Annotated in this window: 24 protein-coding genes; 13 read left to right on the top strand and 11 right to left on the bottom strand. The window is 37.3% G+C overall.

What is annotated here, in order from left to right; all coding sequences use genetic code 11:
* Positions 1-347: 347 nt before the first annotated feature.
* The 6 genes from VXK47_RS17355 to aroB form a co-directional block, all read right to left on the bottom strand.
* On the bottom strand, positions 348-875 hold the full coding sequence (locus tag VXK47_RS17355) for a spore maturation protein (protein ID WP_435550043.1): 528 nt from the start codon (positions 873-875) through the stop codon (positions 348-350).
* On the bottom strand, positions 872-1,447 hold the full coding sequence (locus VXK47_RS17350) for a nucleoside recognition domain-containing protein (RefSeq protein WP_435550042.1): 576 nt from the start codon (positions 1,445-1,447) through the stop codon (positions 872-874). Before VXK47_RS17350 ends, VXK47_RS17355 begins: the two co-directional genes overlap by 4 nt.
* Positions 1,444-1,695: a hypothetical protein gene (locus VXK47_RS17345; protein WP_435550041.1), complete on the bottom strand. Its 252-nt coding sequence runs from the start codon at positions 1,693-1,695 to the stop codon at positions 1,444-1,446. Before VXK47_RS17345 ends, VXK47_RS17350 begins: the two co-directional genes overlap by 4 nt.
* A 142-nt stretch (positions 1,696-1,837) precedes the next feature.
* Positions 1,838-2,788 carry an aldolase catalytic domain-containing protein gene (locus VXK47_RS17340; RefSeq protein ID WP_435550040.1) on the bottom strand — a complete coding sequence of 317 codons (951 nt, stop codon included), beginning with the start codon at positions 2,786-2,788 and terminating at the stop codon, positions 1,838-1,840.
* A 105-nt stretch (positions 2,789-2,893) separates the two neighbouring features.
* A complete protein-coding gene (locus tag VXK47_RS17335; protein ID WP_435550039.1) occupies positions 2,894-3,517 on the bottom strand; it encodes a bifunctional 4-hydroxy-2-oxoglutarate aldolase/2-dehydro-3-deoxy-phosphogluconate aldolase in 624 nt (207 codons plus the stop codon).
* Between the two features lie 33 nt (positions 3,518-3,550).
* Positions 3,551-4,588 (bottom strand): 3-dehydroquinate synthase, encoded by a 1,038-nt coding sequence (gene aroB, locus VXK47_RS17330; RefSeq protein ID WP_435550038.1) that lies wholly within the window; start codon positions 4,586-4,588, stop codon positions 3,551-3,553.
* A gap of 250 nt (positions 4,589-4,838) precedes the next feature.
* Here aroB and VXK47_RS17325 point away from each other — a divergent pair, with 250 nt between their 5' ends.
* Positions 4,839-5,369, top strand: coding sequence for an FKBP-type peptidyl-prolyl cis-trans isomerase (locus VXK47_RS17325; RefSeq protein ID WP_435550037.1), 531 nt, complete (start codon positions 4,839-4,841; stop codon positions 5,367-5,369).
* Positions 5,370-5,544: 175 nt separating this feature from the next.
* Here VXK47_RS17325 and VXK47_RS17320 read toward each other — a convergent pair whose 3' ends face one another.
* The gene (locus tag VXK47_RS17320) at positions 5,545-6,063 is read right to left on the bottom strand and encodes a ferredoxin domain-containing protein (RefSeq protein ID WP_435550036.1); all 519 of its coding nucleotides are present in this window, start codon (positions 6,061-6,063) and stop codon (positions 5,545-5,547) included.
* A 220-nt stretch (positions 6,064-6,283) separates the two neighbouring features.
* On the opposite strand from VXK47_RS17320, the gene VXK47_RS17315 reads away from it, so the two are divergent.
* Both VXK47_RS17315 and VXK47_RS17310 read left to right on the top strand, forming a co-directional pair.
* The gene (locus VXK47_RS17315; protein WP_435550035.1) at positions 6,284-7,015 is read left to right on the top strand and encodes a hypothetical protein; all 732 of its coding nucleotides are present in this window, start codon (positions 6,284-6,286) and stop codon (positions 7,013-7,015) included.
* A 257-nt stretch (positions 7,016-7,272) separates the two neighbouring features.
* Positions 7,273-7,947, top strand: a complete 675-nt coding sequence (locus VXK47_RS17310) for a zinc ribbon domain-containing protein (protein ID WP_435550034.1) — start codon at positions 7,273-7,275, stop codon at positions 7,945-7,947.
* A 179-nt stretch (positions 7,948-8,126) separates the two neighbouring features.
* Here the strand turns inward: VXK47_RS17310 and VXK47_RS17305 are convergent, their stop codons facing one another.
* The 3 genes from VXK47_RS17305 to nifU all read right to left on the bottom strand — a co-directional run bounded on the left by VXK47_RS17305 (position 8,127) and on the right by nifU (position 12,163).
* On the bottom strand, positions 8,127-9,779 hold the full coding sequence (locus VXK47_RS17305; RefSeq protein ID WP_435550033.1) for a glutamate synthase-related protein: 1,653 nt from the start codon (positions 9,777-9,779) through the stop codon (positions 8,127-8,129).
* A gap of 390 nt (positions 9,780-10,169) precedes the next feature.
* Positions 10,170-11,336, bottom strand: coding sequence for a cysteine desulfurase (gene nifS, locus VXK47_RS17300; RefSeq protein WP_435550032.1), 1,167 nt, complete (start codon positions 11,334-11,336; stop codon positions 10,170-10,172).
* Positions 11,336-12,163, bottom strand: coding sequence for a Fe-S cluster assembly protein NifU (nifU, locus tag VXK47_RS17295; RefSeq protein ID WP_435550031.1), 828 nt, complete (start codon positions 12,161-12,163; stop codon positions 11,336-11,338). Before nifU ends, nifS begins: the two co-directional genes overlap by 1 nt.
* Positions 12,164-12,435: 272 nt before the next feature.
* Between nifU and VXK47_RS17290 the strand changes: the two genes are divergently transcribed.
* Positions 12,436-13,425: a beta-ketoacyl-ACP synthase III gene (locus tag VXK47_RS17290; protein WP_435550030.1), complete on the top strand. Its 990-nt coding sequence runs from the start codon at positions 12,436-12,438 to the stop codon at positions 13,423-13,425.
* A 6-nt stretch (positions 13,426-13,431) separates the two neighbouring features.
* On the opposite strand, the gene rpe is transcribed toward VXK47_RS17290, so the two are convergent.
* Positions 13,432-14,088, bottom strand: a complete 657-nt coding sequence (gene rpe / locus VXK47_RS17285) for a ribulose-phosphate 3-epimerase (RefSeq protein WP_435550029.1) — start codon at positions 14,086-14,088, stop codon at positions 13,432-13,434.
* A 391-nt stretch (positions 14,089-14,479) separates the two neighbouring features.
* Here rpe and VXK47_RS17280 point away from each other — a divergent pair, with 391 nt between their 5' ends.
* The 9 genes from VXK47_RS17280 to jag all read left to right on the top strand — a co-directional run bounded on the left by VXK47_RS17280 (position 14,480) and on the right by jag (position 21,310).
* On the top strand, positions 14,480-15,328 hold the full coding sequence (locus VXK47_RS17280; RefSeq protein ID WP_435550028.1) for a phosphate ABC transporter substrate-binding protein: 849 nt from the start codon (positions 14,480-14,482) through the stop codon (positions 15,326-15,328).
* Positions 15,325-16,182, top strand: a complete 858-nt coding sequence (locus tag VXK47_RS17275) for a PstC family ABC transporter permease (RefSeq protein WP_435550027.1) — start codon at positions 15,325-15,327, stop codon at positions 16,180-16,182. The genes VXK47_RS17280 and VXK47_RS17275 overlap by 4 nt, the downstream gene beginning before the upstream one ends.
* Positions 16,179-17,060, top strand: a complete 882-nt coding sequence (locus tag VXK47_RS17270) for a PstA family ABC transporter permease (protein ID WP_435550026.1) — start codon at positions 16,179-16,181, stop codon at positions 17,058-17,060. Before VXK47_RS17275 ends, VXK47_RS17270 begins: the two co-directional genes overlap by 4 nt.
* Positions 17,057-17,749 carry a phosphate ABC transporter ATP-binding protein gene (locus VXK47_RS17265; protein WP_435550025.1) on the top strand — a complete coding sequence of 231 codons (693 nt, stop codon included), beginning with the start codon at positions 17,057-17,059 and terminating at the stop codon, positions 17,747-17,749. The genes VXK47_RS17270 and VXK47_RS17265 overlap by 4 nt, the downstream gene beginning before the upstream one ends.
* A gap of 158 nt (positions 17,750-17,907) precedes the next feature.
* A complete protein-coding gene (gene rpmH, locus VXK47_RS17260) occupies positions 17,908-18,042 on the top strand; it encodes a 50S ribosomal protein L34 (protein WP_435550024.1) in 135 nt (44 codons plus the stop codon).
* A gap of 83 nt (positions 18,043-18,125) precedes the next feature.
* On the top strand, positions 18,126-18,488 hold the full coding sequence (rnpA, locus tag VXK47_RS17255; RefSeq protein WP_435550023.1) for a ribonuclease P protein component: 363 nt from the start codon (positions 18,126-18,128) through the stop codon (positions 18,486-18,488).
* Between the two features lie 7 nt (positions 18,489-18,495).
* On the top strand, positions 18,496-18,708 hold the full coding sequence (yidD, locus tag VXK47_RS17250; protein ID WP_435550044.1) for a membrane protein insertion efficiency factor YidD: 213 nt from the start codon (positions 18,496-18,498) through the stop codon (positions 18,706-18,708).
* Positions 18,709-18,877: 169 nt separating this feature from the next.
* Entirely contained in the window at positions 18,878-20,533 is a 1,656-nt protein-coding gene (yidC, locus tag VXK47_RS17245; RefSeq protein WP_435550022.1) for a membrane protein insertase YidC, read from the top strand.
* Between the two features lie 15 nt (positions 20,534-20,548).
* Positions 20,549-21,310 carry a protein jag gene (jag, locus tag VXK47_RS17240; protein WP_435550021.1) on the top strand — a complete coding sequence of 254 codons (762 nt, stop codon included), beginning with the start codon at positions 20,549-20,551 and terminating at the stop codon, positions 21,308-21,310.
* The last annotated feature ends 161 nt before the right edge of the window (positions 21,311-21,471 follow it).

The following is a 21,471-nucleotide window of genomic DNA, read 5'->3' as shown; positions in this document are numbered from 1 at the left end:
GCCAAGGCCGCGTTGGCTGATGATTTTAATGCCGTTTGCAACAAAAACCAGAAACTCTCCCGAAAATCTTTCGTGGACGCGCTGTTACGGATGGTCGCGTGAGTAAACCATGCATCATTTCGGTGAAACTTTAGATTATTACATTAAAAAATAAAAAGGAATAATTATGAATGGTGGGAAAATTTATAATTTATAATTTATAATTTATCATTCATAATTCACAATTAACAGGTAACTTATGGGACGTAGTTAACTTACAAACTTATTCATTAATAAGCAAATATTTATTCGCCTTTGCGAGTTTCTCACCGCGTATTACTGCTTTGCCAATAGCTGGTACCGAATTATCAAAACATCAGTTTCACAACAGCAATTGCGATAATAATGCCTGCGATGTCGGCGATCACACATACCGGCACCAGGTATTTTGTTTTACGGATCCCGACCGCTCCCAGGTAAACTGCAAGAACGTAAAAAGTAGTTTCTGCGCTGCCTATAATAACTGCGCTAATTATGCTTGCAAGCGAATCGGGGCCGGTGTTTTTTACTATATCGGTAAAAATTGCTGTTGACGCGCTTCCTGAAAGGGGTTTGATAATCGCAACGGACAACACTTCCGGGGGAATTCCGAATAAAGCAAACGGGCCGGATAAGGCCGATTTAATAATATCAAAAGCGCCGGATGCGGCAAAAGCCTTAACCGCTATAAAAATGGCAAGAAGATACGGAAAGATTTTTATAATTACCTGGATTCCCTCTTTTGCCCCTGTCACAAACGAGTCATATACCCGCACCTTTTTGAATGCGCCATACAAAACCGCAAACATTATAAAAGCCGGGATCATAAGCTGGGAGATATAACCGATGATCTTCATTTGGCCAGCCTTTTAAAAAGGAACAATATGCATACGGCAATAACAGCGGATATCAGCGTTGCGCATAATGTAGGAAATACTATGCCGGAAGGATTTGAAGAGCCGAAATCCGAAAGAATCCCCACAATGGTAAAAGGCACAAACTGTATGCTTGCGGTATTTACCACGATAAAAAGCATCATCTCAAATGTCAGATTCTCCTTGTCTTCATTTAAAGTCTGAAGATCCTGCATTGCTTTGATACCAAGCGGTGTTGCAGCATTTCCAAGCCCGAAGAAATTTGCCAGGATATTAAGCGTGATGGATGAAACAGCAGGATGGTTTTCGGGAATATTTTTAAAGAGACGGCTGATAACAGGCTTGAAAAAACGTGAAATTTTATAAATGAGCCCCGATTCCTCTATTATCCTGGTGATACCGAGCCACAAGGATACAATGCCTGCCAGAAAAAGCGATATCTCAACGGCTGTTTTTGCCCCGTCGAAAATAGCTTTTGTCAGATCCTCCAGTTTTCCGGTAAAAACCGCAGTGATAATACTGACGGTGATAAGAACAAGCCAGATAATATTCATTGTGTTTTATATAGTTCGTCGATCTGCTTTTGAAGCATTTCAATCTGCGCGTTTCTGGCTGCTGTGTTAAATCCGCGGGCCTTCCTGGATTTGCTGCCAAGATCCGGGTTGTTAACAATATTGCGGCCGAATGGCCGTTTTTTTAAATCATCTATTTTATCCTGGAGTTCTTTCCGTTTTGCTGCAATCCGGAAGGATATTGGTGACGCTCTTAACTTAATTCCGCAACTTGTTGTATTATCAATCAAACGATCTACAATCAAAGCCTTAAAATCAAGATTATTTCTGTTCCAACCACTAGCTGCAAAATCTTAAAACCGTATAGCGTTCCATCTTAATATTATGAGCCTCCTGCCTCAAATCTATGGCAGGAGGCTTTTCCGGCTGGTTTTATAACGACTCCACCAAATTCGTCATTTGGTCATAAAATTCCAGGATCTGATTTTTTTTATCCGATTCCATGAGGGCCATTGCACTTCTGGGGTGTTGATTCAGAACCCCTGTTACCATATACGGAACAAAGTAACCCCAATCGATTTTTTCCCGCCATGGAAAGATGTGAGATTCTATGGCCTCAATGATCGGTCGGACATTAAACTTGGGGTTTTTGAGAAATGAAATCAATAGTTCCAGAGGACAATTGCCGGCTCCCCGTCCTATGCCGTAAAAGCTGCCATCTAAATAGTTGATACCGTTTATTATGGATGAAATGGTATTTGCAAAGGCAAGCTGCTGGTTGTTATGTGTGTGAATTCCTATTGTTTTTCCGGGAAGACGTTCCATATATTTGGCCGACAGCATATCGATGTCTTCCGAGTAAAAAGCACCGAAGCTGTCCACAAGATAAATAATGGGCACCCTGCTTTTCGAAAGATCATCTAAAGCTTCATCAAGCTCCCTCATTTTTACAGTGGAAACAGCCATCAGGTTGATGGTTGCCTCAAAACCTTTATCCATGCAATGATGGGCAAGTTCTATTGCTGCATCAATCTGATGCACATAGCAGGCGACCCTGACCATATCAAGCATGCTTTCCGATTTTAAGGGGATGTCATCATAGTCAATCCTTCCGATATCAGCCATAGCGGATAGTTTAATCTTTCTTTCGCCTTCACCGATAACCCGCCTTATATCTTCATCAGCACAAAGCCTCCAGGGTCCGAACTTATCGCGGGGAAACGCACTTTCCGAACTGAGGTAACCAACTTCCATATAATCAACGCCAGCTTTGGAATTGGCTTGGTAAACCGCCCGGACAAAATCATCCTCAAACTGCCATTTATTCATCAGACCCCCGTCTCGGACCGTACAATCCAATACCTTAATTTCCGGCCTAAACATCTTTTTTAATTCTCCTTTATTATTGATTTTACGTAAAATGATATATCCTTAAATAAATGTCGGATTACCACATTTTCTTTATATTATAATGATAGCTTATGTGCTTTAAAGCTGTTTAGCACTTTCTTCTACAAAGTTTTTTACGTTCTTTGCAAGATCTTCAATATTCCGGTTTTCCAGAGCCGCTTTTCCGAAAAGTGAGGTGCTCACCCCAACCGCCTTAACACCTGCCCTGAAATAATCTCCAACATTGGAAATAGTAACACCGCCCACTGCTACAAGTGCAATATTGTCAAATGGGCCCAGCAGGTCTTTTATGTATTGCGGGCCAAAATGACCGCAGGGAAATACTTTAACCATATCTGCACCGGCAGACCATGCATTATATACTTCGGTAGGAGTAAAGGCTCCGGCAATAACCGGTATATTACGGGACAATGCATATTCAATTACAGAAATATCCGTGTTTGGAGTTACGAAAAACATAGCTCCTGCATCTGCTGCTTTTTTTGCTTCATCCGGATTTCGGACTGTTCCGGCTCCCAATAATTTTCCCGAAGGCACAGATGCCCGGCAAGTTGAAATAATTTGAGCAGCATTTTCGGTATTCATAGTAACTTCTATAGCCTGAAGCCCTGCGCCAAAGGAAGCATGCAAGATTTCCTTAAAAAAAGAAGCTTCAATCCCCCTTAAGATACCGATAACCGGCACATCCAGCTTCATCGCCATTTTGTTTCTGCTGCCTCCTGCCTGATACCACAATTACGTCTTATCAAACACATTATCTAATGCCTGGTGTAATTCAATTATTGAAATTTCTTCTATAACAGCTTTGCCTATTCCGTCAAGCAATACAAAATGGATTCCCTTGCCCTCTCTTTTTTTATCTTTATTGAGCGCATCCATAATTTTGTTTTTGTCGATATCAACTGCTGTTGGAAGTTTAAGGTTTTTCAGCAGTGTTGCAAGTTGTTGCTTTTCAGCAGATGACAGCAATCCCTTTTTTACAGACAGCAATGCGGCAAATATCATACCCAGGCTTACAGCTTCACCGTGAGGAATACCGGTTGTTTTTTCAATGGCATGACCCAGAGTATGGCCGAAATTAAGTTTGCGCCTTTCGCCTTTTTCCTTTTCATCCCTGTTCACCACTGATGCTTTGATTACAACAGAATCATATACCAGCCGCTCTATTACATTCAGGTCGAGAGACAAAGCTTTTTTATAATTCTTTTCAAGATATTCAAAAAGGTCGGCATCTTCTATAGCAGCATGCTTAACGATTTCAGCAAATCCGCTCAGCAGATCTCTTTCCGGCAGTGTTTTTAAGAGGTTTAAATCACATATTACAAAGGACGGCTGGTTAAAAACACCCACCATGTTTTTGTATCCTTTGAAATTAACACCGTTTTTACCCCCTACACTGGCATCCACCTGCGAAAGCAACGTGGAAGAAACAAAACCGAAAGAAATGCCCCTTAAATAAGTTGAAGCAACAAACCCGGTAATATCACATACAATGCCACCGCCTATTCCAACAAGCATTGTAGATCGTTGAGCATTCATGTCCAGCAGATTTTGATATATATATGCGGCTGTATCCAGAGTTTTTACAGATTCACCGGTACCGATAGTGATTACAGGATAGTCGGGAAATTGTTTGCGATAATATTGCGATACGTTTTCATCGGTAATAAGGACAACATTTTCATCCGGAATGTAGCTTTTTAGATTTATTAAATTCTCACCGACCAATATCTTCGACAGGCCAGTTGATCCATGGATTTCGATCTCTTTCATTTTTAACTCCTTAACATAAAAATATGCCATAAATAACCTATCTTGAATGGAATTACAAGCCATTGATTACCTGTTAACTGATAAAAAGAAAAGCATGCGAAAGCAAAGAACTGATAAAATTATGGCCTGACAATTTCATAAAAAGTTTGTCAACAGATCTGTAGCGGATCAGAAAAAACGTATATTTACTTGACTTACACCCATTCGTATATATTTTAAACAGAAATAAATTTAAATACAGGAGAATTTCATGGAAAAAGTTGAAAACAATATGTATGTCAGCGTTCATTATAAAGGGACTTTGAATAATGGAGAAGTGTTCGACAGCAGTGAAGGTCGAATGCCACTTGAAATACTGATGGGTGGAGGCCAATTGATAAAAGGGTTTGAGGACTCACTTCTCGGAATGTCATTAAAAGAGAAAAAAACATTTACACTTTCACCGGAAAATGCTTACGGCCAAAGAGAAGATAATTTGATACATTATTTTCCGTTATCTGAAGTTCCTCCTGGTGTAATTCCCGAAGCAGGTCAGGTTATCGGTCTTCAGATGCCGGACGGACGTCAGATGCCTGCTCAGGTTGTTGGTATTGACAACGAAAACGTTACATTGGACTTAAACCACCCTCTTGCCGGCAAAGAATTGACTTTTGATATTGAAGTGGTCGGAATCAGCAACACACCCACACAGGTTCAGGAAGGCTGCGGTTGTGGCTGCTCTTCATCCGGCAGTTGCGATGATAGAGGAAGCGGAGGTTGTGGAGATGGAGGGTGTTGCTGACAAATAAATCTTATAGTTCAAATTTGTCCTAAAACCTCTATGTTGTAGTTTTATATCAGAAATAAAATACGGGTCGGATCTTATAAATTTCCGGCCCGTACTTTATTCTTGATTCTTTTCTTAATAAAAGGATTTATCCATTCCTGAACTTGCAATTGGTTTTTGAAAGTTTATCCTATCGGTCAAAATATATATTTTTTCCGCTTACGGAAAGAGGAATTCCCATAATAAAATCCCAGTCAACAAGTTTCATATAGCGCACCACAGCGCCTATTCTGTACATAATACGGTTATCAACATTAAACATACTTGCTGTTTTTACTGCAGAACCAATTGCTATACCCATATCAAGTGTTCTTAAAGCACAGAAAGGACCCATAAAATCTACACCTTGCTTTTTCTGCAAAGAAAGAGAATTGCAATCCGGATATCCGCATGCACCACAATCCAACCCTAATGGTTTTGCATCCTTTATGCCTATAAGCACTACTGAATCGGATGCGGAAATATTTTTTGCGTCCCGGTCAAAATCTTTTTTTGCTTTTTTGGTTCCGAACTCTGTCATTTTTTTGGCAAGCTTTATAATTTCTTTATCTTTTAATATTTTAGTGCAAACATAATTTTCTCCTCTGCTTTTCGGAGCCGTTGTTGCAGAGATTACCATAAGCTGAGCCACCATATCTATAGCTTCCATTCGCACCTCCATTTTGTGTTTGTTATAAATGATTTACAATGACATCGATGTATATTATATTAATCTTTAAGACAATACGTTTTTGATTTGAAATTATTAAGTTAAAAAGTTTTTGAAATTCAGACCTTTCTTGAATATGAGCAAAATTAAATGATCTTTAAAAGTTTAATCCCGATAAAACACTGATTATCTATTATTTTTCTTTAAACGGAGGTCCGATATGAAACGGTATTTATCTTGTTTTTTGAGTTTATTATTTATTTTTATACTTTTTGCCGGATGTTCGACATATGAAATGAAACCCCTTCCTTTTAAATCTCCATCATCTTTAAATAATGCGGTTAATATCGCAGGTGCCGACATAGCGGCAAGAGCGTTTACAGATTCAGCAAAAGCGAAAGAAACTTTCGGTTTTGATATACTTGGTGCAGGGATGCTTCCTGTTCAGGTGATTTTTGATAACCAGGGATCTCATGCATTGGAAGTTGTTGCAAATCAAACTTTTCTTGAAGATAAAAATGGAAATCTCTGGCCGATATTAAGCAAAGACATAGCATACGAAAGAGCCACAAAGTATACAAAAACAAAGGAAACTTTTAAGGAAGGTGCATATAAGGGGTTTCTTGGTGCAGCAGCCGGCGCGGTAATAGGAGCAGCTATAGGCATTGTTTCCGGTGATAATGTTGCCGCGGCAGCAGGAAAAGGGGCTGCTGTCGGAGCAGCGGCCGGAGCGACAATTGGAGGCGCAATCGGATATGGTTCTGATGATGCTATAAAATCAATTACAAGCGACCTGCGTGAAAAATCCCTTCAGACAACCGCAGTATTTCCTAAAAGCTTGGCGCATGGAATACTGTTCTTTCCTGGTGAAGCCTTATCGGCAAAGCAATTACGTCTTCAGATAAAAGAAACTGATACCGGAGAAATTCATGTAATAAAACTTGATTTTTAAAAAATATACGTAAGCGTTTTTCAAAATCTGTTTCGCTTTAACATGTTGACAATTTCAAACGGACTCTTAACTTTCATCTAAATGCTATTGACGAGATTTACTTGTATCCCCCTTGCAGAGAGTTTAATAAATTAGCTGACAAATTACAATTGGGGGTATCTCAAAAGCACTGTGATATATGTTGCCGGCAGAAAGCTTTTATAAAGCAGGAATTGATAAGCCGGATACTTATAAACAAAGTTATCGGAGATAATATTATGTTTGAGACAAAAGAACAGGTTTTGGAAAAAATTCTTGACCAGAAGAAACCGGTTTGTCCACATTGCAAAACCGAAATGAGTATATGGGAAGTTCCTTCGATTAGCTGCGGTGATGGCTTGGGATGGGGTACTCCTTATCTTTATATGTGCTTTAATGATGATTGTTCTTTATATAAAAGCGGATGGGACAACATTAAAGATAATTATTCCCATAGTGCTTCCTATAGATGCATTTGCTACCCGGGTACCGAACAATTCGAGCTGATTACGGTGTTTAGCTCTGCGGGAGGAACAGGACAAATTGTAGATGACCAGGTAGTGGCGCAACAGGAAATCTTAAAAGAAGCTACTAAAAAAGGATTTTCCATTCTGGCGGAATGTTATGTGTCAAAAGATTCTCCATCGGTTATGAGGATTATACTCGATCCGACAGAGCCAGCACGTGTAAGGCTTAAAGCCGCCGAAATGATAGGTGACATTGGTGAAGTTGATGCAATCGAACCTTTGAGAAACTTAAAATTTGAAAACAATCTTATTAAAGAAAAGGTTGAACAATCAATCTCAAAGATACATGAAAAATCTTTTACAAGAGAATGCCCTTTTTGTGCTGAAATAATAAAAAAGAGAGCTAATGTCTGTAAACACTGTGGAAAGGAAGTAGCCGGACAATAAGAACAGCCGGTTTGGTACAAATAAATTGTTTTGCAGGGGATTAGATGAGTCGGATAAAGGCTGAGCGCTGATAAAATAACCGTGTATGAAACAAAAATAAAAACGCAGGGCCAGATGACCCTGCGTTTTTATTTATTGCCTGTGTACTTCAATAAACTTTATTGGTTTTAGTCTAACGCTTATGAATTAAGAATTTTCTTTGCACTTTCATCGTTTACATCAGCAACATGCGGTATGCCGGTTTCTTTGGCAGTTTCTCTGTTTCCTGACATAAGATCCGAACGTGCTATTTTACTTGTTGAAAATTTTCTTGCGCCGGCCATGAGCTGCTGTAAACCGCAGGACAGCTTATCGGCTAATGTGTAGAAAGCAATCGCACCGTAAGGAATGTTCTTCATTTCATCTTTACCGACTAATTTCTCTACATCAAAATACGATGCAAAAATTTCTTTTGCGCTGCTTCCAACTTCTTTTACCGTTTTGGGTAATTCAGACCAGTGGCCGTTAATTAACGCTCTTTTTTCATGATTTAAAGCGCCCTCTATATTTGAGCCAAGAAATCCGGAAATCATAATCGCTCTTCCCATACATACCAGCTTTATAAAAGGAGCACCTAATGCAAGAGCCTTGAAAATATGATCTTCAAGAGCAAAACCACCGGCAAAGGACATATCCACCACTTTTTGACCCTTAGCAGCTAAAATACTTGCGTATTCGTAGGCTTTAGAATGAAGGTTTATAGACGGAACACCCCAGCTTTGCATCATATTCCATGGACTCATGCCGGTTCCGCCGCCGGAACCGTCGATGGTAAGAAGATCAAGTTTGGCATCTGTTGCAAACTTTATTGCCATTGCCAGCTCTTCCATGCCATAAGATCCGGTTTTTAATGTGATTCGTTTAAAGCCTATACTCCTGAGATATTTCACGCTGTTCATAAAATCCTCACGCACCTGGCCTACTGAATCCAAAGTGGTTCCACCCAGACGGCTGTGACGGGCAAAAGATTTTATTGAACCTTCTTTAAAAGCAGCTTGTACTTCAGGTTTGGCCGGATCAGGATCAACCACATACCCACGGTTTTTCAGGAAAAGTGCATAATCAAGGCTTGTTACCTGAATTTCACCTCCGATATCTTTTGCCCCCTGGCCCCATTTTAATTCAATAATGCATTTCTCACCATATTTATCTACGACATATTCGGCAACACCATTTCTGGTATCTTCCACATTGAGCTGCACAATTATTGCGCCATAACCATTGTAATAACGCAGATATGTATCAATTCGTCTGTCCAGTTCCGGAGATATCTCGATTTTGCCTTTTTTGGTTTCACCAGGTTTGATTTTTGATTCGCGATCAACTCCGACAACATTTTCACCTATTACAACCGGAATGCCGACCAGAGAACCACCAATTGCAAAAGAATCCCAATATTTTGCAGCAACAAAGGTTGAGCCTAAAGCTCCTGTCATAAGAGGTATTTTTATCTTGGTTTTAACCTCACTTCCAAACTCTGTTTCAAGGTTTACGTTAGGGAAAATACATTCATCAGCACTATTGGTCATACCTTCGCCAAGACCATTAGCGCCATAGGCATAACCCTGAATTCTAAGTGAATTATAGGAGACTCCGACATGGGTAGTGTTGTTTGCACCAGCTGTTACAATACCGTAGCTTCTCGGATAAAGCAGTTTACGTCCTACAAGGCTTGATAACCAGGTTTCGCATTTGCCCATACAGTCTGCTCTGCAAAGTGTACAAAGGCTGGATTCGGCAGGATTGCCACGGTTGGTAGTTCCAAGAACATCGTTGCTTTTTTCAAATCTCATTTTAAACCTCCTCAAATAATTGAATGACATACATCAGATAACAATATACAAACCCCGGCAGATTTTATTATCTGCAACCTTCAAAAACAAAAAGGCGTCTTCCCTAAAATTGGGAATAGACGCCTTTGTCTATTTATACTTATAGTTAGCTTAACCGCACGCCATTGTACGGGATCCAACTCAAATTTCTAAAAGATCCTTAAAAAGATCGGATAATTTTAGCTACACTTATAAATTTGTCAAGCAAATTTACATTTCCAGAGGTATATTATTAAGTAAAACTGAAATCATTAATTTTACATATTAATCACCAAATGGTGATTAATATGTAAATAGGTAATAAATCAAATATACTATAAGGCTAACGATGCGATTTTAGGATGCGCGTGATCAGCATTTCTTTTTGTCCCAGAATGGGGATAACTCCCTGAGCTTTTTTATAATGGGCGGTAATTTTTCGATTATGAAATCGATTTCCTTTTCGGTATTATATATGCTCAGGCTGAATCGTATTGATCCGTGAGCTGCTGTGAAGGGAACGCCCATTGCGCGCAGGACATGTGAAGGTTCAAGAGATCCGGAGGTGCATGCCGATCCGGAGGAAGCACAGATTTCCAGCTCATTCATCATCAAAAGGATAGCTTCCCCTTCAACAAATTCAAACCCTATGCTTGTTGTGTTCGGTAAACGTTTATCCATATCTCCGTTTATCATGCTGTTTGGAACAGTTTTAATCAAGGATTTCTCAAGCTTGTCTCTTAGATTTTTTATTCGGGTTTCGGTTTCATCAAGATTATAAAGTGCCATTTCACTGGCTTTGCCGAGACCGATAATTGACGCCACATTTTCTGTTCCGGCTCTGCGGCCGCTTTCCTGGTGTCCGCCGATCAGAAAAGGAGAGAATTTTGTGCCTTTTCTTATATAAAGAACTCCTATTCCTTTGGGAGCGTGGAGTTTGTGGCCTGACAAAGAAAGCATATCAGCAGGAACCTTGTTCATGTCAACAGGAACTTTTCCCACAGCCTGCACGGCATCTGTATGAAAAACAATACCTCTTTCCTTAACGGTTTGTGCTATTTCCTCTACAGGAAAAATCACACCCGTTTCGTTATTTGCCCACATGATGCTTACTATCGCAGTATCATCATCAAGATGCCTGTATAGATATTCAAGATCGAGCAGTCCTTTGTTATCCACCGGTACAAATGTAACCCGAAATCCGGTTTTAGCCAGATTTTCGAATAAATTTTTGATGGCCGGATGTTCAACCCTGCTTGTAATAATATGTTTTTTATCAGGATTTGAAACAAGAGCAGCGCGAATGGCTGTGTTGTCACTTTCGGTACCGCAGCTTGTAAAAAGTATTTCTGATGGAGAAGCTCCTATCAAACCCGCAACTCTTTCACGAGCCAGCTTTATTTCTCTATCCACGTGTCCTCCAAAAGAATGCATGCTGGATGGGTTGCCATAACGCTCTGTAAAATAAGGAAGCATCTCTTCAAGAACTTCCGGCGCAACACGCGAGGTTGCATTGTTATCAACATATACGGGTTTCATTAATGCACCTCCTCAACGATAAGATCCGGGGAAACAAGTTCTCTTAATTTTGATTCGACATAGTGTTTGAGAGTAATCTGGGATTTGCTGCATGATGCGCATGTACCGCGCAATTCGACAATAACGGTGTTTCCGTCTACATCAATAAGTTCGATATTTCCACCATCTTTTTTAAGGGCGGGTTTTATCTCTCTTTCCATAGTTTCTTCAATTAATTTTATTTTTTGTATATTTGTCAGTTTTGCAGTTTTTTTCTTAACCGGTTTAACATCGCCGTGTATCTGATCTAAAATTTCCTGAATTTTTTCATGGCATTTGCCGCAGCCTCCGCCTGCCTTCACAAAATCAGTTACATCTTCAATTGTTGAGAGGTTGTTTTCGGTAACAGCCCGCTTTATTTCAACATCAGTAACTCCAAAGCATTCGCAGACAATCTCTCCTTCCACCTTTTTTTCTTTTTCACCACGGTAGAATGCTATGGCTTTTTCAAGAGCATCACGGCCCATCACAGAACAATGCATTTTTTCTTTGGGAAGTTCTCCGAGATAAGCTGCAATATCATCATTTGTAATATTTGATACTTCCTCAAGAGTACGGCCTATAATCATTTCCGTTAATGCTGATGAAGATGCGATTGCACTTGCACATCCGAAAGTCTGAAATTTTGCATCCTTTATCCTGCCGTTTTCATCAAGCTTGAAGTAGAGCTTTAAAGCGTCACCACAGGCAAGGGAACCGACTTCTCCTACTCCGTCGGGATTATCAATAACACCGACATTTCTGGGATTTAAAAAATGGTCTTTAACTTTATCTGTATATTCCCACATGGTTTTCTCCTGATATGTAAAATCATATCCTATATAATTAAGTTAACTGCTTGGTGTAAAACCGCTGTTGATTATATTAACATCCAAATGCATTGTTTAGACAAACATTTTCTTGCGTTTCCTTTTTCAAAATGAAAAAATATTTACACAAGATTGCTGCCAATTATATATTGGAGTTGACAGCATAGCGAGTTTAGCCTAAGAAATGCAATGTTTATTATAGCAATTATTTCAATAATCGTAACACAATTTATAGAGGTAAATAAAAATATATGTTTAACGCATGTATAATAGGAACAGGGTCCGCATTACCTGAAAAAGCTCTTTTAAATAGTGAGATAGGTGAGTTTGTAGATACTTCTGATGAATGGATCGTTCGGCGAACAGGTATTAAGGAACGCCGAATATCATTAAAAGAGGGAGAAGGTACTGCAGATCTGGCGGCGCTGGCTTCCCAAAAAGCCATGGAGATGGCAGATGTGTCTCCCGAAGAACTTGATTTGATCGTTGTCGGCACTGTAACCGCTGACAGGCTTGTTCCTTCTGCCGGATGTATGGTGCAACAAATATTAGGCGCCCAAAATGCCGCAGCCTTTGATATTTCAGCCGGATGTTCCGGGTTTTTATATGCTTTGACAACAGTGAAAAATGCCACTTGTTCAGGCGCATGCAAAACAGCTCTTGCAATAGGGGTAGACAGAATTTCAACTATTCTTAACTGGAAAGACAGAGGAACATGCATCCTTCTTGGAGATGGAGCAGGAGCTGTAGTTGTTAAAGCAAGCGAAAAAGAAACCGGTATCCTTTCGAGTCATCTCAAATCAGATGGCAGATTGTGGGAGTTATTATATAGCAAGGAAGGAAACTCTTATGTGCCTGAATGTCTTGAAGGATTGAAACCGAAATCCAGTTATCTGGTTATGGATGGTAACCGGCTTTTTAAAAAAGCGGTAAATTCTCTTACAGATATTGCAAATCAGGCTTTGAAACAAAACAATCTTTCAGGCGAAGACATTTCTATTCTGGTGCCGCATCAGGCAAATATGAGAATTATTCAGGCAACAGCACAAAGCCTGGATATCCCTTTTGAAAAATTTTATATAAATGTGGACCGTTATGGAAATACATCATCAGCTTCCATTCCGCTGGCTCTTGACGAAGCAAACAGAAAGGGGCTTATAAAAAAGGGTGATTATGTGATGTTAATCACCTTTGGAGCAGGTCTCACATGGGGAAGCACGGTTTTGAGATGGTGCTTTTGATATCTTCTAAGGATTTATTATTTTTTTTAAAAGATCGATAGTTTCCTTATAATTATTACTACCGAAAATAGCCGATCCTGCCACAAATATATCTGCACCTGCGACAGATACTTCACCAATCGTTTCCTTGTTTATCCCCCCATCGACCTGTATGAGGGTAGAAAGACCCTGTTCCTTAATTATTCTATCGAGTGTTTTTATTTTAGTAAGACTGTTATTTATAAAAGCTTGTCCCCCAAAACCCGGATTAACAGTCATAACAAGGACAAAATCAATGTATTCAAGTACCCATTCAATTGCTGAAAGTGGAGTGGATGGGTTTAAAGCAACGCCGGCTTTGACACCATGTTCTCTTATCAGTTGAACGGTTCTGTTTAAATGGGTACAGGTTTCAACCTGTACTGAAATAAAAGAGGCGCCCGCTTTTGCAAAGTCCGGAATAAAATTGTCTGCGTTTTCTATCATGAGGTGCACATCAACCGGAAGTGTGGTAACAGGTTTCACAGCTTTGACTACAAGAGCGCCCATAGTTATATTCGGGACAAAGTGCCCGTCCATTACATCAACATGAATCCAGTCTGCTCCGGCTTTTTCAACCGATTTTATTTCTTCTCCGAGTATTGAAAAATCAGCCGAAAGGATAGAAGGTGCTATTAATTTCATAATTTCTCCAAGATGAATTGTTTTGTAAATGAAAAAATATTCGATGATATCGATACTTCATTAATAAAATGAAATAGATATATCTGGATATTTGAGAACCAAAAGAATATTTCACCGGATGATGATATTCAGTTTTTAAGATATCTGCTGTCTTAAGAAAAAAAAGTCAACAGGTTTTATATCCGATTATAAATATCAAAATTTGTTCAAATTAGAAATTAGAATCTTATTGGAGCATTGATTAAATCAATTTATAATCAGAATAATATGATAATTTTCAATTGGACTCATGTTTTTAGCATGTGATAACCATAAAAAATGAAGATGTGGATTAATGAAGATGTGGATTAATAATATGAACAACTCATTATATGGGAAAAAGGATAAAAACATGCTTAACAAAATCTTTGAAAACAAATTGTCTCAAATGGGTTTGATAGTTTTTATTATAATTTTAAATTCGTCTATTGCCTGGTCCGGAGCTCTTGATATGTTTAATGGAGAAAAGGGTGATATCAAAATATCAGGTGGTACTGCCCATATTCCGGTGATGCAGGAGGCGGCTAAACAAATTATGAGCCATAATCAGGATATCAGGATAAGTATTGCGGGCGGTGGTTCAGGGGTTGGCATTAAACAGGTTGGGGAAGGACTTGTTGATATTGGAAACTCAGGAAGAAAGCCAAAGGATGAGGAAATAAGCAAATACGGACTTAAAATGTTTAAATGGGCGATTGACGGTGTTGGCGTGGCTGTTAACCCTAAAAACCAGGTCAAGAGCTTGACAACACAACAACTTATAGATATTTTTTCCGGTAAAACGGATAATTGGAAATTGCTTGGCGGTATTGATAAACCAATAAACGTTTATACAAGAGATAATTCAAGCGGTACACGGGAAGTGTTTTGGAAACAAGGTTTAAATAAGGGTGAAATCACAAATAAAGCTAATTTTGTAGTTTCAAATGGTGCAATGAAATCTGCAATTGCTAATGATCCATACGGTATTGGATATTTATCTGTAGGTCATATTGATGAAACTGTTTTACCTGTAAGACTAGATGGCATCATACCGTCTGTTGAAAATGTAAAAAACGGATCTTATAAAATTTCACGGGGTCTTTATAGTAATACCAAAGGAGAGCCTCAAGGTCTTGTAAAAAAGTTTATAGACTATCTGTTCAGTCCCCAAGGGCAGCAAATTACGGTTAAACATGGGTTTATTTCGGTTAATCAGTGAATAAATTAAGAAGACTTATAGAAAAAAGTTTTTTTGCTGCGGCCGTTTTTAGCGCATCTTTAACCATTTTAATTTTTATATTTATGGTGATCTTAAGCCTGCCATTATTTAAAGGCGGGCTTTTTTTCAAGATCCTTGTAAACCCGTGGAATCCTGAACACGGGCTTTTCGGCATTTATCCGATGCTGATAGGCACGTTATCTATTGTTTTATTAAGTTTGTGTTGGGCTTTTCCGATAAGTTTTGGGTCTTCCGTGTTAATTTCGGTTATAGCTCCCAAACATTTTGCAAAATTTTTTAAAAAAACAATTCAGATGATGACAGGAATTCCAACAGTTATATATGGGTTTGTAGGAATTTTTCTTCTTGTACCGATAATAAGGGAAATGTTTAATGCCGGGTCCGGCATGAATATCCTTTCCGCCTCTCTTATGCTGGCTTTGGTTATTTCTCCAACAATGATAATTATTTTCACTGATACATTTGAAAATATACCACAATCATATTCTGATGCTATTGACTCACTTGGAGGAAGTGCTGTTCAAAAGCTTCTATATGTTATTCTTCCTAATTCCTGGAAAGGTATTTTATCAGGATTTATACTATCGTTTGGAAGAGCTATGGGAGATACGCTTATAGCTTTGATGGTAGCAGGAAATGCTGTGGCGGTTCCTGATAGTATATTTGCTTCGGCCCGTACGCTGACTTCTCATATTGCACTTGTAATTGCAGCTGATTTTGACAGCATTGAATTCAGATCAATTTTTAGTTGTGGCCTTGTTCTATACACATTTACAGCTTTATTGATTTTATTTATACGATTTTTTGGAAGAAAGAATTTTAATAATAATTGAAGCAAAAATATATAGAAATATGTGTAATAAGCTTTGCATGGTTTAGCGGTGTTGTATTATTATCTGCTGTTTTTATAATTCTTTGTTATCTTTTTATAAATGGATGCAAATCTATTAGCCTTTCGCTGATTTTCGGAGATGTTTCCCCGGCTGATGCTTTGCTTATGCGTAAACAGGTTTTTTCCGGGTTGTTTCCAGCTATTGTCGGAACATACTCATTGGTTATTCTGGCTGTTGGTATGGCTGCCCCGATTGGTATAGCGGCCGGAATTTATATTGCAGAATATGGAAAAAGCAGGATAAAAAATATATTTAGTCTTTTTTATGATATTTTAGCTGGCATACCATCTGTTGTAATCGGACTTTTCGGCTTTTCCCTTGCTATTTTCCTGCATCGCTACATAAAGGAAATTTATCCATGTTTATTTATTTCAGCCATATCGCTTGCAATATTAGTGCTTCCTTATCTAATTCGGACAACACAGTTTGCAATGGAAAATATTTCTCCTGATATTCGTTTAACTGCTCCGGCTCTGGGTGCTGATAATTTACAAAATATTCTTTATGTCTTATTTCCAGGATCGCTTACTGGGATTGCAAGCGGTGTGATTCTTGCCATAGGCCGCTGCGCCGAAGATACTGCTGTTATTATGTTAACAGGTGTAGTTGCATCTGCAGGAATCCCAAAATCTCTGATGTCAGGTTATGAAGCCCTTCCATTTTATATATATTATATTTCTTCACAGTACAGGAATTCTAGCGAGTTGCAAAATGGATATGCTGCTGCCATTATATTGTTAATAATATGTGCCGGTCTTTTTATAACAGCTTTTATTATCAAAAATATAATGGTTGATCGAATACTGTACAGCTCATGAAAGATAAAAACCATAATAAATATATCATCAAAGCAACTGATATATCGTTTTATTATTATAAAAAGCAGATAATAAACAAAGTATCTGTTGTAATTCCTGAAAACTCAATTTTTGTTGTTGCCGGTCATTCCGGACAAGGAAAGACTACTTTTTTAAAGATATTTAACCGTCTATGGGAAACAATACCAGGTGCCAGAATGGAAGGTGAAGTTCTTATATGCCTGAATGGTAATTGGATAAATATCTATGATAAAAATGTTTCTTTACCGGTTTTACGCAGATCAGTTGGTATGGTCTTTCAAACTCCAAATCCTTTGCCTATGAGTATTTTTAATAACATTGCTTTTCCTATGAAGCTTTCCGGATTTAAAGATAAAAAATATATTAAAAATAAAGTGGAAGATTCTTTGAAAAAGTTTTATTTGTGGGATGAAGTAAAAGATAGATTAAAGGATGACGCCAGATCTCTTTCCGGTGGTCAACAGCAACGTCTTTGTTTAGCCAGAACCTGTATCCTTGAACCGGAAATTCTTCTTCTTGACGAACCCACTTCTTTTTTAGATTCTAAATCCGTTGGAATAATAGAAAATATTTTGCTGACACTGAAAGAATGTTGCACAATTATATTAATATCTCACAGCAAACATCAAATAAAACGAATTTCAGATTTCACTATGGAGTTGCTATAGTGTTCGGTCAAAACAGGGTTTGCCTTTTTGTATTGACACCTGTTGATATATATGTTCTATTCAGCGATTATTATGAGATAACTACCTTTAGTTACAAGATTATTTTGCAAGCATTACTAAAACAGCAAACAAACTAAGCAAATAAGGATATAAAGGTTATGAAAAGAACATATCAACCAAGCGTAAGGAAACGAGTTAGAACACATGGTTTTTTAAAAAGAATGTCTACTAAACAGGGAAGAAATATAATAAATAGAAGAAGGGCAAGAGGCAGAGCGCGATTAACCGTTTAATAAAAGGTTAACTATTAAAATAGTAAGATATAAAAATATGGTAGTTTTTCTTAATTAATCTTTAATAGTGCAGTTTTACGAAAATGCAGTTTGAGAATTCGAATTTTTTAAAAACTGAAAGAATATTAAAACGGCGTGAATTTTATGAATTATCAAAAAAAGGAAATAGAATAAAAAACAAGTATGTTACGGTAATCTATTCACCTGGTTCTACTGAAAAATGCCGGCTTGGTTTGACTGTTACAAAAAAAATTGGTAATTCAGTACAACGAAACAGAATAAAGCGTTATATCCGAGAATTTTTTCGCGTAAATAAAAGCAGGTTTAAAAACAATTGGGATATAAATGTGATACCAAAAAGTGAGGCTGCTAATCTGACGTTTGAAAATACGCATTTATATTTATTAAATATATTTAAAAAAATAGAGGAAGAGTTTGATAATTAAAAATATTGTGCTTTATTTTATACGTTTTTATCAGATTGTCATATCTCCTTTTATCGGACCTGTTTGTCGCTTTTATCCATCTTGTTCCGAATATGCCTTTATTGCCATAAACCAGCATGGTTTAATCAAAGGAATATTTCTGGCTTTTAAGCGAATATTAAGATGTCATCCTTTTAATCCAGGTGGAATCGATCAGGTACCAAAAAAAACCAATACCTGAAGAGGATAGGTATCTTTATTTCATGCACGAACATCCTTCAACCATGCCTTTTTTCCAGTTAGAAAAAAAATAAAATATTTTCTATTTATTAAAATATATAATGCTATTTTTCTTATATTTGTAAGATTCTATATAAATATAGGTTCCATACGATAACAGGGAGGATTTAATGGAACAAGCACGTTTTATAATAGCCGTTGCTTTGTCTTTTATTGTTTTTTTAGGGTGGGATTATTTTTATAATGATAAAAAACCTGCCAAACAAATAACAGAAGTACAAAATATAGATAAAAGACAATCTCCTGTAGATAATAAAAATATTAACCCACCGGAAAAATCATCACAAAGTGATGATACTGTTTTTCAGGAAAATAAGCCCTTAAGAGTTTTTGAAATAAATACCCCATTATATTCTGTGAAAATTAACGAAAAAAACGCAGCTATTACCAGTTTTAAATTAAAGAAATATAATGAAACTATTGATGTTGACTCACCTAAAAAAGAATTAATTCCCAAAGATTTAAATACCGGAACCGTGATAGTGGGTTTTGATGAAAAAAGTGTTCATGGTATTGAAAATGCTACTTATACGGCAGATTCAAATGCTGCAGCCAACTTAGTATTAGACCAAGGAAGTAAAGAAATAAAGTTTTACTGGAAATCCCCCGAGGGTGTCATTATTGAAAAGAAATATAAATTTTCGGCAGACACTTATTTAATAGGATTAAAGTTAAATGTTTTAAATCAATCGTCACAATCAATAAAAGACAGGCTTTTTGTTTCCATCGAAAGCTATAATATGAGCAATAAAAGCACAAATAGCTTCGAAGGCCCAAGTGCTTTAATAAATGGCAGCCTTGAACAGATAAAACTAAAAAATATAGAAGAGAAAAATTCTTACCCTGGTAATATTAAATGGGTTGCTATTCAGGATCGCTATTTCATGTCTGCCATCATTCCGGTTACTCCTGTAGAAGCTAATATGCGCCTTTATATGAAGGCTAAAGATAAGGGATATTTTGAAGAACAATATACCCTTCCGGAAAAAGAAATCCGGCCAGGTGAACAGGAAGAAAAAGAATTTAAACTTTATTTTGGTCCTAAAAGCTTGAAACTTTTAGGCAGCCTTGGATATGATTTGAATAAAGCAGTAAATTTTGGCTGGTTTGATTTTCTCGCAAAGCCAGTTTTATATGCGATGAATTTTTTATATAGTTTTATTCCCAACTATGGTGTAGTTATTATTCTTCTTACCATATTTTTTAAAATTATATTTTGGCCATTAGGGTCAAAAAGTTATAAATCTATGAATGAAATGAAAAAAATACAACCCCTTCTTGCAGAACTTAAGGAAAAATACGGCAACGACAAAAAGCGCATGAATGAAGAATTGATGGGTTTGTATAAAACGTACAAGATTAATCCTATGGGTGGATGTCTTCCTATGGTTGCTCAGTTGCCTGTATTTTTTGCTTTTTACAGAATGCTTTATGAAACTATAGAATTACGACACGCTCCTTTTGTTTTTTGGATAAAGGATCTTTCAGCTCCCGACAGGCTTTTTCATTTTGCATTTACTATTCCATTTATGGAGCCTCCATATGGTATACCTGTTTTGACAATAGTTATGGGAGCGACTATGTTTATTCAGCAGAAAATGGCTCCTGCTGTCGGAGATCCGGCGCAGGCAAAAATGATGATGTTTTTACCGCTTGTTTTTACGGTAATATTTATCAATTTTTCTGCTGGTCTGGTTTTATACTGGCTTGTTAACAATGTGTTGTCAATTCTTCAGCAAAATATCATTTCACGAAAAAATGCTTAGATAGGGAGGATTAATATGCCCCATTATATGGAAATCGATGGGATAAATGTTGAAAAGGCAATAGAAAAAGCTTGTAAGGAATTGAATATAAATAGAGATGCATTGAAACATGATGTTGTTTCATATGGCTCAAGCGGAATATTTGGTCTGGTTGGAACAAAAAAAGCTAAAATAAGAGTAACAATACCAGATATAGAAACAAAAACAGAAGAGGAGACGATACATAAAGGAGCAAGTAATATAGAAGATGAATTCTCAGAAATAATCAATTCTGGTGATAATAATGAAAATAATATCGATAAGGGTCTATATATTTTAAATAGAATTATAAAAACTATTACTGATGATGCTAAAACAACGGTAAAAATTGATGAAAATGAAGTATTTTACGAAATTGACTGCTCCAATCCTTCGGTTATAATTGGCAAACAAGGACAAACTCTTGATGCAATACAATATATAATCGGAAAAATTGTCAAGAAAAACAATGGTATTAAGCAAAATATTACTGTTGATATAGCTGGATATTTAAATAAAAAGCGTCTAAAACTATCAAAACTTGCAGAAAAAATGGCACAAAAGGCTATAACAAATGGAAAACCCATGTCTTTAGGGCAAATGAATTCTTATGACAGAAGGATAATTCATCTAACATTAAAACAAAACAATGAGGTTGTAACACATAGTGTTGGAGAAGGCTTTATTAAAAAATTAGTAATATTCCCAAAGAAGAAACGTATAAATAATGTAAATCAGGCCAAGTCTGCAAAAATGTAAGAATTATTATTTAAATAACTTTATGGCCTATTGACTTAGCTGACCCAATTATTTATAATAAACATCATGAGCAGCAATATTGGGGTTAAGCAAAATTATGGGGAAATGAGTTGGTTGATTTTCCAGGAAGACTTTCAGAGTGAAGATGACTGTTATGCCTG

Source organism: Desulfobacterium sp. N47 (assembly GCF_051233685.1).
Taxonomy (GTDB): domain Bacteria; phylum Desulfobacterota; class Desulfobacteria; order Desulfobacterales; family RPRI01; genus RPRI01.
This window is presented reverse-complemented; position numbering and strand designations above follow the sequence as displayed.

What these genes read in the sequence shown, in the direction of transcription:
- VXK47_RS17355 (WP_435550043.1), bottom strand. Translation starts at nt 875, where the DNA reads ATGAAGATCATCGGTTATATCTCCCAGCTTATGATCCCGGCTTTTATA.
- VXK47_RS17350 (WP_435550042.1), bottom strand. Translation starts at nt 1,447, where the DNA reads ATGAATATTATCTGGCTTGTTCTTATCACCGTCAGTATTATCACTGCG.
- VXK47_RS17340 (WP_435550040.1), bottom strand. Translation starts at nt 2,788, where the DNA reads ATGTTTAGGCCGGAAATTAAGGTATTGGATTGTACGGTCCGAGACGGG.
- VXK47_RS17335 (WP_435550039.1), bottom strand. Translation starts at nt 3,517, where the DNA reads ATGGCGATGAAGCTGGATGTGCCGGTTATCGGTATCTTAAGGGGGATT.
- aroB (WP_435550038.1), bottom strand. Translation starts at nt 4,588, where the DNA reads ATGAAAGAGATCGAAATCCATGGATCAACTGGCCTGTCGAAGATATTG.
- VXK47_RS17325 (WP_435550037.1), top strand. Translation starts at nt 4,839, where the DNA reads ATGGAAAAAGTTGAAAACAATATGTATGTCAGCGTTCATTATAAAGGG.
- VXK47_RS17320 (WP_435550036.1), bottom strand. Translation starts at nt 6,063, where the DNA reads ATGGAAGCTATAGATATGGTGGCTCAGCTTATGGTAATCTCTGCAACA.
- VXK47_RS17315 (WP_435550035.1), top strand. Translation starts at nt 6,284, where the DNA reads ATGAAACGGTATTTATCTTGTTTTTTGAGTTTATTATTTATTTTTATA.
- VXK47_RS17310 (WP_435550034.1), top strand. Translation starts at nt 7,273, where the DNA reads ATGTTTGAGACAAAAGAACAGGTTTTGGAAAAAATTCTTGACCAGAAG.
- VXK47_RS17305 (WP_435550033.1), bottom strand. Translation starts at nt 9,779, where the DNA reads ATGAGATTTGAAAAAAGCAACGATGTTCTTGGAACTACCAACCGTGGC.
- nifS (WP_435550032.1), bottom strand. Translation starts at nt 11,336, where the DNA reads ATGAAACCCGTATATGTTGATAACAATGCAACCTCGCGTGTTGCGCCG.
- nifU (WP_435550031.1), bottom strand. Translation starts at nt 12,163, where the DNA reads ATGTGGGAATATACAGATAAAGTTAAAGACCATTTTTTAAATCCCAGA.
- VXK47_RS17290 (WP_435550030.1), top strand. Translation starts at nt 12,436, where the DNA reads ATGTTTAACGCATGTATAATAGGAACAGGGTCCGCATTACCTGAAAAA.
- rpe (WP_435550029.1), bottom strand. Translation starts at nt 14,088, where the DNA reads ATGAAATTAATAGCACCTTCTATCCTTTCGGCTGATTTTTCAATACTC.
- VXK47_RS17280 (WP_435550028.1), top strand. Translation starts at nt 14,480, where the DNA reads ATGCTTAACAAAATCTTTGAAAACAAATTGTCTCAAATGGGTTTGATA.
- VXK47_RS17265 (WP_435550025.1), top strand. Translation starts at nt 17,057, where the DNA reads ATGAAAGATAAAAACCATAATAAATATATCATCAAAGCAACTGATATA.
- rpmH (WP_435550024.1), top strand. Translation starts at nt 17,908, where the DNA reads ATGAAAAGAACATATCAACCAAGCGTAAGGAAACGAGTTAGAACACAT.
- rnpA (WP_435550023.1), top strand. Translation starts at nt 18,126, where the DNA reads ATGCAGTTTGAGAATTCGAATTTTTTAAAAACTGAAAGAATATTAAAA.
- yidC (WP_435550022.1), top strand. Translation starts at nt 18,878, where the DNA reads ATGGAACAAGCACGTTTTATAATAGCCGTTGCTTTGTCTTTTATTGTT.
- jag (WP_435550021.1), top strand. Translation starts at nt 20,549, where the DNA reads ATGCCCCATTATATGGAAATCGATGGGATAAATGTTGAAAAGGCAATA.